18 protein-coding genes are annotated in these 14808 nt (G+C 32.9%); 9 read left to right on the plus strand and 9 right to left on the minus strand.

Annotated features, from left to right (window positions below; all coding sequences use genetic code 11):
• The 8 genes from Q385_RS09355 to Q385_RS0100570 all read left to right on the plus strand — a co-directional run.
• Positions 1 to 791, plus strand: a 791-nt coding sequence (locus Q385_RS09355; RefSeq protein WP_037919301.1) for a hypothetical protein, incomplete at its 5' end; no start/stop codon positions are given.
• A 68-nt stretch (positions 792 to 859) separates the two neighbouring features.
• On the plus strand, positions 860 to 1372 hold the full coding sequence (locus Q385_RS0100540; RefSeq protein ID WP_028949799.1) for a hypothetical protein: 513 nt from the start codon (positions 860 to 862) through the stop codon (positions 1370 to 1372).
• 18 nt (positions 1373 to 1390) lie between these two features.
• The gene (locus Q385_RS0100545; RefSeq protein ID WP_028949800.1) at positions 1391 to 3316 is read left to right on the plus strand and encodes a S8 family serine peptidase; all 1926 of its coding nucleotides are present in this window, start codon (positions 1391 to 1393) and stop codon (positions 3314 to 3316) included.
• Complete coding sequence (locus tag Q385_RS0100550; protein WP_028949801.1) at positions 3313 to 4074, plus strand: thioredoxin domain-containing protein; 762 nt, start codon at positions 3313 to 3315, stop codon at positions 4072 to 4074. The genes Q385_RS0100545 and Q385_RS0100550 overlap by 4 nt, the downstream gene beginning before the upstream one ends.
• Entirely contained in the window at positions 4059 to 4376 is a 318-nt protein-coding gene (locus Q385_RS0100555; RefSeq protein ID WP_028949802.1) for a hypothetical protein, read from the plus strand. The genes Q385_RS0100550 and Q385_RS0100555 overlap by 16 nt, the downstream gene beginning before the upstream one ends.
• A 3-nt stretch (positions 4377 to 4379) precedes the next feature.
• The gene (locus Q385_RS0100560; protein WP_028949803.1) at positions 4380 to 5135 is read left to right on the plus strand and encodes a SapC family protein; all 756 of its coding nucleotides are present in this window, start codon (positions 4380 to 4382) and stop codon (positions 5133 to 5135) included.
• 103 nt (positions 5136 to 5238) lie between these two features.
• Positions 5239 to 6252: an FAD-dependent thymidylate synthase gene (gene thyX, locus Q385_RS0100565; RefSeq protein ID WP_028949804.1), complete on the plus strand. Its 1014-nt coding sequence runs from the start codon at positions 5239 to 5241 to the stop codon at positions 6250 to 6252.
• Positions 6245 to 7825: an ABC1 kinase family protein gene (locus Q385_RS0100570; protein WP_028949805.1), complete on the plus strand. Its 1581-nt coding sequence runs from the start codon at positions 6245 to 6247 to the stop codon at positions 7823 to 7825. Before thyX ends, Q385_RS0100570 begins: the two co-directional genes overlap by 8 nt.
• On the opposite strand, the gene Q385_RS0100575 is transcribed toward Q385_RS0100570, so the two are convergent.
• Together Q385_RS0100575 and Q385_RS0100580 are read right to left on the minus strand one after the other, a co-directional pair.
• Complete coding sequence (locus Q385_RS0100575) at positions 7822 to 8367, minus strand: cob(I)yrinic acid a,c-diamide adenosyltransferase (RefSeq protein ID WP_028949806.1); 546 nt, start codon at positions 8365 to 8367, stop codon at positions 7822 to 7824. The two genes, Q385_RS0100570 and Q385_RS0100575, sit on opposite strands and share 4 nt — an antisense overlap.
• Complete coding sequence (locus tag Q385_RS0100580; protein ID WP_028949807.1) at positions 8364 to 10904, minus strand: adenosylcobalamin-dependent ribonucleoside-diphosphate reductase; 2541 nt, start codon at positions 10902 to 10904, stop codon at positions 8364 to 8366. The genes Q385_RS0100575 and Q385_RS0100580 overlap by 4 nt, the downstream gene beginning before the upstream one ends.
• Before the next feature lie 122 nt (positions 10905 to 11026).
• Here Q385_RS0100580 and Q385_RS0100585 point away from each other — a divergent pair, with 122 nt between their 5' ends.
• A complete protein-coding gene (locus tag Q385_RS0100585) occupies positions 11027 to 11206 on the plus strand; it encodes a hypothetical protein (protein ID WP_028949808.1) in 180 nt (59 codons plus the stop codon).
• Here Q385_RS0100585 and Q385_RS0100590 read toward each other — a convergent pair.
• The 7 genes from Q385_RS0100590 to Q385_RS09535 all read right to left on the minus strand — a co-directional run bounded on the left by Q385_RS0100590 (position 11198) and on the right by Q385_RS09535 (position 14790).
• Positions 11198 to 11758, minus strand: a complete 561-nt coding sequence (locus Q385_RS0100590) for a hypothetical protein (RefSeq protein ID WP_028949809.1) — start codon at positions 11756 to 11758, stop codon at positions 11198 to 11200. The two genes, Q385_RS0100585 and Q385_RS0100590, sit on opposite strands and share 9 nt — an antisense overlap.
• Complete coding sequence (locus tag Q385_RS0100595; protein ID WP_028949810.1) at positions 11731 to 12303, minus strand: class II aldolase/adducin family protein; 573 nt, start codon at positions 12301 to 12303, stop codon at positions 11731 to 11733. Before Q385_RS0100595 ends, Q385_RS0100590 begins: the two co-directional genes overlap by 28 nt.
• A complete protein-coding gene (locus Q385_RS0100600) occupies positions 12300 to 13112 on the minus strand; it encodes an LpxI family protein (protein WP_028949811.1) in 813 nt (270 codons plus the stop codon). Before Q385_RS0100600 ends, Q385_RS0100595 begins: the two co-directional genes overlap by 4 nt.
• Complete coding sequence (gene lpxA / locus Q385_RS0100605; protein ID WP_028949812.1) at positions 13102 to 13917, minus strand: acyl-ACP--UDP-N-acetylglucosamine O-acyltransferase; 816 nt, start codon at positions 13915 to 13917, stop codon at positions 13102 to 13104. The genes Q385_RS0100600 and lpxA overlap by 11 nt, the downstream gene beginning before the upstream one ends.
• Positions 13918 to 13926: 9 nt before the next feature.
• Complete coding sequence (gene trxA, locus Q385_RS0100610; protein ID WP_028949813.1) at positions 13927 to 14244, minus strand: thioredoxin; 318 nt, start codon at positions 14242 to 14244, stop codon at positions 13927 to 13929.
• A gap of 1 nt (position 14245) precedes the next feature.
• Positions 14246 to 14560, minus strand: coding sequence for an ArsR/SmtB family transcription factor (locus tag Q385_RS0100615; protein WP_028949814.1), 315 nt, complete (start codon positions 14558 to 14560; stop codon positions 14246 to 14248).
• A 107-nt stretch (positions 14561 to 14667) separates the two neighbouring features.
• Positions 14668 to 14790: an integrase core domain-containing protein gene (locus tag Q385_RS09535; protein WP_169733155.1), complete on the minus strand. Its 123-nt coding sequence runs from the start codon at positions 14788 to 14790 to the stop codon at positions 14668 to 14670.
• Positions 14791 to 14808: the final 18 nt, after the last annotated feature.

The following is a 14808-nucleotide window of genomic DNA, read 5'->3' on the forward strand; positions in this document are numbered from 1 at the left end:
ATTACTGTAATAATGTTAATAACACAACATCTGTAGATACTGAAACAAACCCTGTTTACACAAAAACAAAAACAGAAACAGTTGTAGGTGAAGGAACAGACAAAATAATGTGTGCAGTTTCTACTAACAGGGACGAATTTGCATGGATAGAGTATAAGGGTTCAGGACTTTACAACGGTGACTATACTAACGACGTAAATAACGACACAACAGCAAACACTGTTACTATTAGGCACTTAATAGCAACAAACAACAGTATGATATTTAGGGATACTGCTAATAACAATACTTTCTACGAATGTACCTTCGGTACAAACTTCGCTGGTGGTCAAACATGTGCAAAAAGAACGCTATCTAAGAACGTATACTATGATGTTTACTCACCTGGTTGGATTGCGACTACAACACTTGTTAAAATCAAATCTGATACAAACGTCTTATCAGACGGTGCACAATATAATTACCTAGGAAACTTTGCTGGTGCTGCTCCAAACATAAAAGCAGCATACTTTACAACAACAGTGTCAGCTCCTTACACAGCAGATATTCAAACAGGCGTTGTAGACTCTTCAACCCTTAACATTCCGTTTACTTCTGCAGGTGCTTCAGCAAGGGGTGGAAACGTATCACTTGGACTAAATAAAGTAGCTCACGTTTACAGCCCTGTAGGAGGAACATGTATATCTGCTGGTCTATATGACAACGTATGGTACAAAGATGCAACTAACAACTTCCAAACACTATCCAGACCTAATAATACATGCTTAATCAGAGCTCTCCAAGTGAAATAATCTCATTAATCTATAACTTTACAACCCCCTTTTAATAAGGGGGTTTTTTTATTTTTAGGAGGTTTCGAATGAAAAAAGAATACTTAATTGTAGGAGGACTTGTCTTTTCTGTAGTTTTAGGCTTTATTTTTCTAAACTTTTCAACGAAGGAAGACCAGTCAGTTAAAAACCAAACACAACCACAAGAGACAAAACCAGCAAACTTACAGTTTTCAAATCAGCCTGCCCTACAAACGGTTAAAACCCAAGACCAGCCAAAAGAAAACGTTAATCCAACCTCAGAAGCTAATCAAAACAGTAAAAACGATGAAAAACCTGCTTTTAAACAGAATCCTGCCCTTTTAAAACAGCAAGAAATAGAGTTAGAAAGACAAAAAAAATTAGAAGAGTATAAAAAATCCCCAGAATATAAAGCTATGGAAAAATGGAGAAAAAATTACCAAGAATGGAGTGAAAATATGCAAAAACAGATGGAAGAAGCATTTAAGTCTGGTGATATGAAAAAGCTGTCTGAATTAAGACTTAAATACATGAGGGAAGAAGGAGCACCTAAAAGACCTGTTTTTGGTGAAAAAAAATAACCCTAAAAGGGGGATATTATGAAAAAGTTTATAATTTTTCTCATACTAACGGTTTTTAGCTACGCTTTCGCAGATAAAAAACTATACTACAAAGTCTTATACAAAGACGGAACAGTTAAGGTAATAGACATATCAAAAATATCCTTAAAAACCCTATCCTCAGACCCTAACGTCGTTTACTACGAACCCCCGAAAAAGTTAAAGCTTATGTTAGACGTAGCTTCTTCTTCTTCTGTAGGAGTGTCAGGGTCTTCAAACCAGACTTTCACACTCAAAACCTACACTAATCAGAAGATAAAAATACTAAAGTTTCCCTCTGATTTAAACCTTACTACAAGTGGAAGCTGTAGCCTATCTGGCGATGAATACCAATGTAGCGACGGCATTCTATCTATAACTGTCAACTATCAACAGGACTGGAGAGTTATAATCCTTTCTACAAATAGACAGATAAAAACTACAGACCTATCAGCAAGCTCTTACTACATTGGAACAAACGCAACTACTACTGGCAAAACAGGAAAGAATACAGTAGTAGCTGTAATAGACACAGGTATAGACTTTTGCCATCCTATGTTTAAAAAATCCGACGGAACTTCAAGAATAATCTACTACTACGAACCTTCAACAGGAACAGAGTTTGACAACAACACCATAAACCAGAAGATAAAAAACAACGACTGTAACTATGACTACGATGGACACGGAACCCACGTAGCAGGTATCTTAGCAGGCTACGACCCAAACTCTGTGTACACAGGTATAGCAAAAGAATCTGATATTATAGTAGTTAGGACAAACCTTGAAGATACAGACGTTATTCAAGGACTACAGTACCTAAAAAATAAAAAACAACAACTTAACAAACCTATGGTTGTGAACATGTCTTTAGGCTTTCATTACGGACCTCACGACGGCACTTCCCTTTTAGAAAAGGCTATACAAAACCTCTCATCTGCTGGATTTATAGTTGTTGCATCGGCAGGTAATGAAGGAGATGTAGCACTTCACGCAAAAGTGCAAAATTTCTCTTCAAAAACATCTATTGACCTTACATCTCAAACAGGAGACATAATAGACGGCTGGTATAAAGGCGGAAAGGTTAACGTTGAGTTTTGTAAAGGAACATCCTGTATATCTGCACAAAGCGGGTCTAATGTAATAGGAGATTTAGGAAACTGTGAGGTATCTATAGACAACACTATTACATCTTCTCCTTTAAACGGAGATGGTGAGTTTGTAATAGATTTTTATTGTGATGGAACTTTTAGACTAAACCTTGAACCTGCCCAAGGTAATCCAACTGTAGATATATACTTTGCTTACCCGTTTGGAGACAGTCAGTTTTTAAACTACTACCAAACAGACGCCTATGGAGGATACTTAGGAACTTTAGCTATGCCCGGTACTTCTGATTATGTAATAACTGTAGGAGCTATCACATCAAAACCAAGTGCTTTCACTACCAGCAAGTCCTTTATAGATTTAGGTAAGATAGCTTACTTTTCTTCAAGAGGTCCCACAAGGGACGGTAGGGTAAAACCAGACTTTGTAGCGCCGGGATACTTTGTATACAGTGCCCTTGCAGGAACGTCTACTTATATATCAAAAGCTGGAACTTCAATGTCTTCTCCTGTAGTAGCAGGTTTAGTTGCCCTAATACTTCAAGACAACCCTAACATAGACGTTTTTCAGGCAAAAGAAATACTCAAAAACAATGTCCTTACAGACCAAAACACCCAAAACCTTCCTAACTACACCTACGGCTACGGTAAAGCAGCTTTACAGAATGCTATGCCATCAAATAACGGAAAATCGTCAACTGGTAGTAATTCTTCGGGTGGTGGCGGTTGCTCAACTGTAAAAACTATAGATTATGGTATAATATTAAGCTCACTAATTTTTATAATTATAGTCAGAAACCTAAAAAGGAGGTTTGCATGAAAAAATCTGCCGTTGCCCTGCTTTCTGTTGCTGTAGCTCTTTCTGCAGGATGTCAATCAAAAAAGCAGGAAAAACAGTTAAACTTTGACTGTCCTAAAGAAGATAAGATAGTAGAAGTGATTAAAAAATTTACGCCAAACAACGAGATTATTATAGAAAAAGTTGAAAAGTTTAGAAACGTAAACTTATGTCAAGTAGAATTTAGAATTGGTATAAAACCCGCTGTCTTTTACGTTAACGAAGATTTATCTTTACTGTTTCCTGCTGTGATAGACGGTAAAACAGGAGAGAATATTGCAATCAAATCAATTCAACAAAGAAGAGATATTCCTGAAAAGCTTTTGGAAAAGTTTGAAAATTATGTATTCTTTACAGTAGGAAAAGGTAGTAGGTACGTTTACTTTATAACAGACCCAGATTGTAAAGTATGTGAAGATTCCTACAAAACATTAGAAGCTTGGGCATTAGAAAAAAATGTAAAAGTAAAGATAATAATCAGACCTTTAGCGATACATCAAAACTCGTACGATATAGCACTTTCTGTATTCTGCGATAAGAAAGGTTTTGAAGATATTTTAAAAGGATACAACTCAAAAAGAAGCTGTGAAGAGGGAAGAAAAAAGCTTGATGAAACTATTAAGTTTATAGATGAAAAAATGGCTATGTCAGATATTACTAATCCAATTGTAATAAGTGATAAAGGTAAAATACTGAATGCATTTATTACAAAGGAAAATCTAAATTGGTTGCTACAGTAATTTATTTGATTTTAACAATCTTAATAAGTCTTACAAGCTGTGCTATGGATTCAAACTACCATAAAAAGTTAGATTACAATACAAAGGTCTGGCTTGAAAAATCAGATTCAAATCAGAAAGAAACCTTTAAAGTTCTGGTTGAAAACCCAGACTGTGTAAAGAAGTTTGAAAACGTTGAGCTTTTGCAAGTCGTAGACAGTATAGCTATAATAAAATCCTCTAAACAAGACCTTGAAAAGGTAATAAAATTAGGTTGTGTAAAGTATGTAGAAAAAAGTAAAAAATTAGATTTAAAGGAGTAAGTTATGGCAAAGCTCTTTGAAAAAACAGAATTGTTAAACATTGATAAACATAAAAATTTAAAGTGGGAATGCTTAAAATCTGACTGCTCTTTATCCTGCTGTTTCCTTCCAAAAAGATCTGCGATAACGCTTGCAGAAATGCCTATTTTATCAAAATACTTTCCTATATCTTTTGTTTTAATTAAAAATAAAGACGAAAACAAAGAACCTTTTAAAAGTATTAACATTTTCTTCAAATTAGAAGAAGATGAAGGAAGATGTACTTACCTTGAGTTAGAAAAAGGTTGTGTACTTGGTAATGAAAAACCTCTTGCTTGTAAACAGTATCCTTTTTCTTTGGTGCTTAATGATAGGGGGCAGAAAATAATAAACGTAGATTTTAGTTGTCCGGGCTTTAGTTTCGAGAAAGGAGAGCCAATCTTTGGAGAGGATAGTCAAATTAACCAATACTTCCAAAAGGACTTCTTGATACCTGCGGATATATTTTTTGAAAGGATGAGAGAAACTCAGGAATTTGTAAACACGATGTTTAATTATAACCTTGTCTCTCCGGCAGAGTACCATTACAGGGGTATAACTGTAAAACTCAACGCAATAGATGAGTCTAAACTGTACGATCTTCCAAAAGAAACGCTCAAAGACTTTCAATTAAGAGGATACTTTAGATACATATACTTACACCTTTACTCTATTGATAACTATAAAAAACTTATAGATAAGTTTTTAGAAGAAAAGAGTAAGGTAAATACGGTGGGTTAAACCCTCTCATACTCAAAATATACTACATTCTTTTCTCTTTACTACTTTATTTATTTCTCCTGATATAATTTATTTACCAAAAACACTACATCGGAGCTTACAGGTGAAGATAACGGATTTTTTCTCTTTAGAAGATTTTAGTAAAACTATTCCCTTTACTGCACTTGGGGCAAGGGTTTGTTATAACGATGGGGATTTACAGTCCTTGTTAAATGACCCAAGGGTTGTAGATAAACAGACAAGAGCAGGATTTTTGTCAAAACTTGGAAACTATAAACACTTTTCTGTTTTCTCCCATTCTTTTGCATACAAAAAAATCGGAGAGTTAAACGCTTTAAAAATAGCCGCAACAAAATTTAAATCTCACTACAACCCCAAATATCCCGATGTCATAGGAGTAAGTCTCAGACACTACCTCGAGGAACTGCTTGAGATAGACCCACAGCAGTATTTAAAAGCTTTTGAAAAAATAGCAGAGTTTGACGTGCCTATAAACCCATTAGGGCAAAAAGAGAATGTCTCTCTAATAGGACTTATAACAGAGTATGACGGCTACGCCGTATTTTTTATAGACAAAGTAAGCAGAACTTTAACTCATCAGCTGGTAAGACACACCGCTCTAAACTTCTCCCAGAGAAGTCAAAGGTATGTAAAAGAAGAAGAAAACTTCTGTATAATTTCTCCTTCTGTAAAAGAAAGCCAACAAACAGTAGATTTGAAAAGTATAGAAAACCTTAAAGACCTTTTCAACGAAATATTGCAAATAATTAAAAATTCCACAGAAAACACAAGCCAAAGTGTAAAAGATAGCATTCAAACCTTAGAGAAAAGGGTAAACCATGTTTATATATCAAAAAGTATGACTGCCTATGAAATAGCAAAACTGTATGATGAACTATCACAGCTGATATACGACCTTTTTGTCCATTACTTTAAAATAAAGAGAGAAGATGCAAGATTTTTCCTACCAAACGGAAGAAGAACAACTATAGTAGTATCAGGGACTTTAAGCTGGATTAAAGACTTTATACAAAAAAGAAACACACCCCACGCCCAGTGGGAAATAAGAAGTGTAGCACAGCAAATGCAAAAGCTCTTGGAAGAACAAGGTGTTTAATAGAAAATTAAAGCTATACAGCAGATTTAAAGAGATAGCATTACAACTTTCAAAACTTGGAATATACAATATCTATGAATACTTTAAAGTTTTGTTTGGTATAGAAGTAGACCCTTCTTTAAAGCCCCAAAAAATACGCCAAACTCTTGAGTACTTAGGACCTTCTTTTATAAAACTTGGACAGATACTTAGCATAAGACCAGATTTAATCCCCCAGTCTATAATAATTGAACTTATTAAACTTCAAGACAAAGTCCAGCCTATACCATTTGACCAAATAAAACCGATTATAGAAAATGAAATTAACAAACCCTTAGAAGAAGTTTTTGATTATATAGACCCAAACCCTATAGGGTCAGCATCTATAGCTCAAGTTTACTATGGAGTTTTAAAATCTGGAGAAAAAGTGGCGATAAAGGTAAAAAGACCTGGTTTAGAGGAGTTAATATCCCTTGATGCAGAAATATTTTTAAAAATCATTTCATTTTTAGAAAAACACTCAAAAACTGTTAAAGACCTTGATTTAAAATCAGTAATATACCAGTATAAGTACACAACCCTAAGAGAAGCTGACTTTGAGATAGAAGCATCTAATATAAGAACTTTTAGAAAAAACTTTGAAAACTACGATAAAGGTTTTTACATTCCAAAATACTATCCACAGTACTCTACAAAAAACTTACTTGTTTTAGAATTTATAGAAGGTTATAAGCTGTCTCAGTTAGACCAGCTTAATATCTCTAAAAAACATTTAGCAGAAGTTATTACAGATGCTTACTATAAGATGGTTTTTAAAGATGGATTTTATCACGCAGACCCACACCCTGGAAACTTTATCATAAAAACAGATGGAACGGTTGTTTTACTTGACTATGGAATGGTTGGTAGTATATCGGGAGAAAAAAGGAAGCTCCTTTACGAACACATATTTTCAGTGGTGAATAAAAATACCCAGCTAGCTATGAACTTCTATGAAGGAATGGGAATGATAACTCCTAAAACGGATTTAGACAAACTTGAAAGTTTTGTCGAAGTCTTTATAGAAAAGTATTACAACAAAAATCTGTCAAACATAAATCTAAAGGAGATGGTTTTAGAGATTATTGACCTTGTAAGAGAGTGTAATCTAAAACTTCCTACCTCTTTGGCATACCTTGGAAAATCTGCAATAGGTCTTGACGGAGTGATAAGGAATCTTGACCCTTCTTTTAACCCAACTGAAAGATTATCTAAATTTTTAACTAAATCAATAGCTGAATATACAAAAGAAAAGTTTGATGAGATTATAAGGATTGTAGATTTTTACTATAACTTAGCCTTTAAGTTAGATAAGATAATTAAACTTCTAAATATAGAAAGACTTTCAATTAGAATATTGTTTAAAGATTTAGAAGAATTACAAAACTTTTATAAAAATCAAGTTTCAAAGATAGCTTTGTCTATAATCTTTATAGGATTTTTAATATCCTCAGCTTTATTTTCAATAGCAGGAGATTTTCATACTTCTGAGGTTTTAATGTACCTTTCTATTTTAACTTTTATCTTCTTAATCTACAGATTAATTCGATTTTAGTAGTCTAATCCTTTTTTTGCTTTTATGCCTTTTTGGTATGGATGTTTGACTTCTTTCATCTCTGTAACTAAATCGGCCATGTCTAACAACTCTTGTGGACAGTTTCTACCTGTAAGGATAAAATCTTTATCTGAGTGAGATTTCAGTAAATCTATAACATCTTCAACTTTTAAAAGTCCAAAGTAAATAGCTATACAAACTTCGTCAAGAACTATTAAATCGTTATTTTCTATATTTTCTTTTACAAACTTAAGACCTTCATAAGCAAGTTGTTTATCAATCTCTTCAATAGGTTTTACTCCATATTTAACTAAATCTGGATTTTTCAAAAGCATTTCCTTTGGTAAATAAAATCCTTTTCTACCAACGCTTTTTAGAGTAAAGTTTTCTAATTTCTTTAAAATTTTAGTTTCTGAAGTTATTGTCTCATCTTTCATAAACTGAATAAAAAGAACCTTTTCACCATTTCCCAAAGCCCTTATAGCTGTACCTATTGCTGCTGTGGTTTTTCCTTTACCGTTTCCTGTAAAAACGTAAATCATAGACTACATACACTCCATCCACAGTTAGGACAGCTTTTACAACCCTCTTTTACTATCAGAGGAGTACCACACTGGGGACATTTTTCAGAGGATGTTGAATAATCTTCTTGAGTATCAAAAGAAGCTGTTATTTCTTTATAAATAGAAGGTCCTTTTACTTTTTCATCTTTTAAAGATGTCATAACTTTTCTTTCTTCTTTTTCTTCTGTTGGTACTGTGTAAACTCCAGATATAGATTTTTCTCTGTAAACAGTCAGACCTTTACATCCAAGCTCGTGGGCTAAAAGGTAAGCTTCTTTCATCTCTTCTATGCTAACGTTCTCTGGAAAATTTATAGTTTTAGATACAGATGAATCTACCCATTTTTGTAAAGATGCTAAAGCTTTTATGTGGTCTTTTCCAGATATATCTTTTGCTGTTTTAAAGATTTTTTTATACTTTTGAGGTATGTAGGGAATGTTTTGAATACTACCATTGTTTCTAATAACATCTTTTATTAGATTATCATCAAATAAGCCTTCTCTTTCCATAAACCTTTCAAAAACAGGGTTTACATAGTAAAAAGAGCCTATTGTAACCTTTTTCTCATAAATTAGACTGTAAACAGGTTCTATACCAGCTGAACATCCTGCTATCATACTTATAGACCCTGTAGGTGCTATTACAGTGGTGTATGCATTTCTTAATCCATATTTTTTTATATCCTCAGAAACTTTCTCCCAATCAAAATGCCAAGATTCTTTTTCATAAAATCCTTTAAATGGCAATTTTCCTTTTTTATAAAAACTTTTATTAAAGTAAGGGAAAGATCCTCTTTTTTTAGCTATTTCTATTGATTCTAATTTTGAATAGTAGTTTATAAATTCCATAATTCTTTCCATAAAATCAAGTCCTTCTTTACTATCGTAAGAAAGCTCCAGTTCAAATAAAGTATCAGCAAGTCCCATTATTCCAAGACCTATCTTTCTTGTTTTTAGTGTTCTTTCTTCTATTTTTTTTAGAGGATACTTGTTTATATCCAATATGTTATCTAAAAATCTTACAGCTAACCTTACTACTCTTTCTAAATCTTCCCAGTTAATCTTTACAACTCTCTTTTCTCCATCGTACTCCTCCCCAACAAATGCCCATAGGTTTATTGAGCCTAAATCACAAGACTCGTTTGGATATAAAAGTACTTCTCCGCAAGGGTTTGTAGATTCTATTTTTCCTAAGGTTTCTAAAAAAGGATTGTATCTATTTATGTTATCATCAAAAAGTAGTCCTGGCTCTGCTGACTCCCAACCTTGATATACAATCATATCAAAAAAGTTTTTCGGATTTATATACTTTACGATTTGTTTATTCCTTGGATTTACGAGAGGATAAGGTTTATTGTCTTTATAGTAATCCCAAAAATCTTCTTTTAGAAAAACTGATATGTTAAAGTTTGTAAGTTGTAGATTACCTTTTTTGGCAACTATAAACTTTTCTATATCGGGATGGTCACTGTTTAAAATACCCATATTTGCACCACGCCTTACACCGCCTTGTTTTATTACCTCTGTCATCTTATCAAAAAGTGTCATAAAAGCTATAGGTCCAGAGCTGACTCCATGGGTTGACCTTACAAAATCACCTTCTGGTCTTAATGTAGAAAAGTTATAACCACATCCTCCTCCTGATTGAAATATCAAAGCTGCATTTTTTAAAGTTTCCATTATAGATAAAAGAGAGTCTTCCATACCTAAAACAAAGCAAGCCATGCCCATTCCAAGAGGATTACCAAAGTTAACAAGTGCAGGTGTGTTTGGCATAAATTTACGACTTACCATAAGGTTATAGTAATCATCTATCTCTTGTTCATAATCTTTAAACTCATCATTTGATAACATATCAAGTATTTGTGAAAGGCTTTTTTTCATTAACTTTTCTTTATTCATTCTTTTATAAAGTCTTTCAAGAGCTTCTAAATGGTATATGTTTAATAAGTACTTTCCTATCCTTGCTTTTCCATCGTAGTCCTCAATTTTGATTTTACTTTCTTTTTGTAAAGAAGATTTTTTAGAAAATACCCTTTCATCGTATAAAATAGAAGGTAAGGCTACATGAATAGCCACCCTTTGAAAAAGTTGTTTAGGGCTTTCAATAACTTTTCCTAATTCGTCTTTGTTTAAATATCTTGAAGCTAACACTTTTAATGCATTTATGTCAAAAGCTTTATCTACTTCATCTATGAAATCTTTATTTAGTATTTGCATTTTCTCTTTTCTGATTTGGGCTCTTTTTTCTCTATAAAGGATGTATGCTTTTGCTACTTTCGAAAGCCCTGTTTCTATCAAAGTTTCTTCAACAACATCCTGTACTTGCTCAACAGTTGGGATTTGGTCAGGAGAAAGTTTACTTTCAAGTTTTTCTACAACTTTTTTAGCTAAAGATTCTGATAAACTTTTATCTTTTTCTCCTACTGCTTGCATGGCTTTCCATATTGCATTAGCTATTTTTGAAGTGTCAAAATCTACAACCCTTCCATCTCTTTTTACAATTTTTCTAATCATAAAATCACCCCTTTTAAAAGTATAAATCTATTTTAGAAAGATTTCAATTATGATAGAAATCATTTTATTTTTACCCGTCTTATTTGAGAATAAATCTCAATTTATTTTAAGAGGTAAATGTTATGGCTATTAAAGATTTAATTAATAAAATAGATTTAATAACAAAAGATTTTATAACAGTTTTAGAATCGGTAGACTCTTACAAAAGAGTTGAACTGTTTAAAACTTACTACGAAACGCTAAAAGTTTTAGAGGAATTACAAGTTAATCAGTATCCGAAGAAAGTGAAAAATTTAAAATAGTATGTTGTAATCTTTTTTTATAAGATATTTTATTCTATAGTAAATAGCTTCTTTCAACTTTTTTCTATCTAGGATGTTCAAGTTTTTTATATCTGAAATGGCTTTTTTTGTGTAAAGTTTTTTTTCTTCTTCTGAAAGATTTTGCCATATTTTTTTGTATATTTCTTCAGAAATATAAAAATTTTTTAAGTTTTTGTCTAAAATATTTATGACGTCTTTATCAACTTCTATACCGTACCTTCTTGCAATTATATCTATATCATCTTCAAAGTATTCTTGCGTTGTAGAATTTTCCACCACTTTAACTTGCTGTTTTTCTTCATTTTGCTCTATCTGTTTTGAAATAGATATAAGTAAGACTTGAGGTTTTTTTGGCTTTTGTAATGGGTAAACCTCTTTAAAACGTTCTAAAATCAGTTTTACTTTTTCGTATCCGTGCTCATTTATTAATTCCTCTAAAACTTGGGACTCTGATGCAGAAAGACTTAATAGGTCTTTACCTACTATGCTTAAGTATATACCTATTACTTCATCAAACTTATCATTTTCCATCTGTAAAAAATCTCCGCTGAATTTTCTAAGGTTGATGTATATTTTAAAGCTTCGTTTAAACTTTTTCCAACTGCAAAACTACCGTGAGACCTAACTACAGATATAACATAACCTTTTTTAAAAATCTCTGCCAGACTTTCTGCCAGCTCCACTGATGCAGAGGGTTTACTAACTATGCAAGTAGGAACTTTTTTTATAAATAGTTGTCCTTCTATGTCAATAGGCTCAAACTCTTCTAAAAAGTAAGCCAATGTGGTAGCTGTTATCGGGTGAGCGTGGACTATCGCAGATACTTCAGGATTTCTTTTGTAAATTTCTCTGTGGACTATAAGCTCTATGGAGGCTTCTTTGTCTTGGTGTGTTTGTTGAAAAAGTGGGAGTTTTATAATGTCTTCTTCTGTTAAGAAGCCTGCCATTCTTCCAGTTTTAGTTATGTAGATGTAATCTCCATCTCTTACACTTAAATTTCCACCATGAGATGAAACTAATCTAAGCTGATGTAAAACCAATCCTGTAAACTTCATCTGCTGAATAAACTCATTCAAGCTTTAACTCCTAAAACGGATATTCCGTAATCTTTTGCTTTTTTTATAAATTGGTTTTTGTCTATTAAATAGGTTTTTCCTGATTCTACCGCTAAAACTTTTGCTTTTGCTTTTTTCATACTTTCTAAAGTTTTAACACCTATTACAGGCACGTCATATCTCATATCTTGATTTTTACGTGCTGCTTTACATACAACAGCCCCTTCACCTCCAAGCTCTCCACCTCTTAATATACATTTATCCGTTCCTTCTACTCCTTCAACTGCTATCACAACACCATCTTTTACAACAACAGTCTGTCCAATGTCAAGGTCTGCAACTTCTTTTGCTATCTTCATTCCAAACTCAATGTCTTTTTTTATATTTTCATCTTCTATCGGATTTACCAAAAATCCTTCTTCTACTAAAAGAGAAGATAGATAAGGAGTAGGGTCTATAAACTCAAATCCTTCTTTTTCAAGCTCGTTTATTATTGAATGAAGAATTGATTTTGCTCTCTTGTCTTTTAGTGAAAATAAAAAATTTTTTGCCCTTTCATCAAATTTGTGAAGATGAAACAGTATGGAGCTGTGCTCTATTTTTCCAAGCATTACTAACTTTTTAATGTTTTCTTTTTTTAATGTATCTATTATTTTTTGTGCTTCTGTAAAAGAAAACCAGTATGTTTTTCCGTACTTTTCTAACTCTTTACTTGCAGATGATTTTATGGCTATTATAGTTAAGTCTTGATTTTTTTCAAAAGCTGACTTTGCGAAGGTTAACGGAAGGTCTCCCCAACCTGCAATAAGTGCGATTTTATCACTCTTCATCTGTAAGTAGTAATTTTCTTTTTGATGCGTCGGGAGCTATTCCTCTTTTTGTTGTTTTTACAAAATTTAATAAATTTTCTACTTCAGGAGTTTTTGGAAGATTCTCTTCAACTATCTTTATACCTTCTGTTATTGTAGAAGAAGTTCTAAATAAGATTCTGTAAGCTTCTTTTATTATTTTAATCTGTTCTGAGGAAAATCCTCTTCTTTTTAGTCCTACTAAGTTTAGTCCGTAAAGTAAAACATGGTTTTTTGATGCTCTTGTGTAAGGTGGTACATCTTTGTCTACTGCAGAAGCTCCGCCAACCATTGCATAGTCCCCAATTCTGCAAAACTGATGAATTGGTGTTAGTCCTCCTACAAAAACGTAGTTTCCTATCTTAACGTGTCCTGCTAGCGTCACACAGTTTGCTAAGATTGTATCGTGTCCTACTTTACAGTCGTGGGCTATATGGACATAAGCCATAAGATAACAGTTATCGCCTATTTTTGTTATGCCATCATCAAATGATGTTCCTCTGTGGACTGTACAGTACTCTCTTAATACAGTATTATTTCCTATCTCTACGTAAGAGATTTCTCCTTTAAATCCAAGATGTTGAGGAATGCTTCCTATTACTGTACCTTCGTAAATCTGACAATTTGAGCCTATCTTTGTGTAGTTTTTTATCTTTACTGATGAGTGGATAACTGTATTATCTCCTATCTCAACTTCATCTTCAATAATAGAAAAAGGGCCAACTTTGACATTGACCCCTAACTTTGCTTTTTTACTTACAATAGCGGTTGGATGTATCTCTACCATAAATTTCCTTTATGCTAAAAGTGCTTTTAAAACTTCTTTTGGTTGAACTCCTACCCTTGTGTCAACAACTCTTCCATTTTTAAATACCATTATTGTAGGTATTGCTCTTATTCCGTACTTCATTGCAAGGTTTGGATTTTCGTCTGTATTTACTTTAACTACTTTTGCTCTTCCTTCCATCTCTTCCGCTATCTCTTCAACGATTGGTGCTATTAATCTACAAGGTCCACACCAAGGCGCCCAAAAATCAACTAAAACTGGAACGTTAGAGTTTAAAACTTCTTGTTCGAAGTTTGTTTCGTTAACTGATATTACTTTACCTGCCATATTAATCCTCCTGTATTAAATTTCTGTACAAATCTAAAACCCTTTTGTCCTTAATATAATAACATACAATTGACCCTTCTCGCTTGTATCCTAAAATGCCTCTGTTTCTAAGTATTGAAAGATGCTGAGATACGTTTGGTTGAGGTAGGTCAAGGGCTTCCCATATATGTTTTACACACTTTTTTCCACTTGCAAGGTATCCTATTATTTTTAATCTGGCCGGGTGAGCTAATGCCTTTAAAAGTTCGGCTGTATCTTCTAAAAACTGCTCATCTTGCCATTTTTCATTTTCTACAATGTCTTGATCTTTAAACATGACACACCTGTTTATTTAAGAATATTAGAATATATTATAAATATATTTTTTTATAAATGCAATGTATAATTTCTATAATCGTGAACACCCACACCTAAAAAATTTTATTACATTTTATTAACTATGTCTGCAGGAGTTTTATATCCTAAAGAGTAGTGCGGTCTTATAAAATTGTATTTTTCCACATAACTACTTAATCTTCTATTCATCTCATCTATCGTATATTCCATTTTCTCTATAAACCATAA

It is taken from the genome of Sulfurihydrogenibium subterraneum DSM 15120 (genome assembly GCF_000619805.1).
In the GTDB taxonomy this organism is placed as follows: Bacteria; Aquificota; Aquificia; order Aquificales; family Hydrogenothermaceae; genus Sulfurihydrogenibium; species Sulfurihydrogenibium subterraneum.

What these genes read in the sequence shown, in the direction of transcription:
- Q385_RS0100540 (WP_028949799.1), top strand. Translation starts at nt 860, where the DNA reads ATGAAAAAAGAATACTTAATTGTAGGAGGACTTGTCTTTTCTGTAGTT.
- Q385_RS0100545 (WP_028949800.1), top strand. Translation starts at nt 1,391, where the DNA reads ATGAAAAAGTTTATAATTTTTCTCATACTAACGGTTTTTAGCTACGCT.
- Q385_RS0100550 (WP_028949801.1), top strand. Translation starts at nt 3,313, where the DNA reads ATGAAAAAATCTGCCGTTGCCCTGCTTTCTGTTGCTGTAGCTCTTTCT.
- Q385_RS0100560 (WP_028949803.1), top strand. Translation starts at nt 4,380, where the DNA reads ATGGCAAAGCTCTTTGAAAAAACAGAATTGTTAAACATTGATAAACAT.
- Q385_RS0100575 (WP_028949806.1), bottom strand. Translation starts at nt 8,367, where the DNA reads ATGATTTACGTTTTTACAGGAAACGGTAAAGGAAAAACCACAGCAGCA.
- Q385_RS0100580 (WP_028949807.1), bottom strand. Translation starts at nt 10,904, where the DNA reads ATGATTAGAAAAATTGTAAAAAGAGATGGAAGGGTTGTAGATTTTGAC.
- Q385_RS0100585 (WP_028949808.1), top strand. Translation starts at nt 11,027, where the DNA reads ATGGCTATTAAAGATTTAATTAATAAAATAGATTTAATAACAAAAGAT.
- Q385_RS0100590 (WP_028949809.1), bottom strand. Translation starts at nt 11,758, where the DNA reads ATGGAAAATGATAAGTTTGATGAAGTAATAGGTATATACTTAAGCATA.
- Q385_RS0100600 (WP_028949811.1), bottom strand. Translation starts at nt 13,112, where the DNA reads ATGAAGAGTGATAAAATCGCACTTATTGCAGGTTGGGGAGACCTTCCG.
- lpxA (WP_028949812.1), bottom strand. Translation starts at nt 13,917, where the DNA reads ATGGTAGAGATACATCCAACCGCTATTGTAAGTAAAAAAGCAAAGTTA.
- trxA (WP_028949813.1), bottom strand. Translation starts at nt 14,244, where the DNA reads ATGGCAGGTAAAGTAATATCAGTTAACGAAACAAACTTCGAACAAGAA.
- Q385_RS0100615 (WP_028949814.1), bottom strand. Translation starts at nt 14,560, where the DNA reads ATGTTTAAAGATCAAGACATTGTAGAAAATGAAAAATGGCAAGATGAG.
- Q385_RS09535 (WP_169733155.1), bottom strand. Translation starts at nt 14,790, where the DNA reads ATGGAATATACGATAGATGAGATGAATAGAAGATTAAGTAGTTATGTG.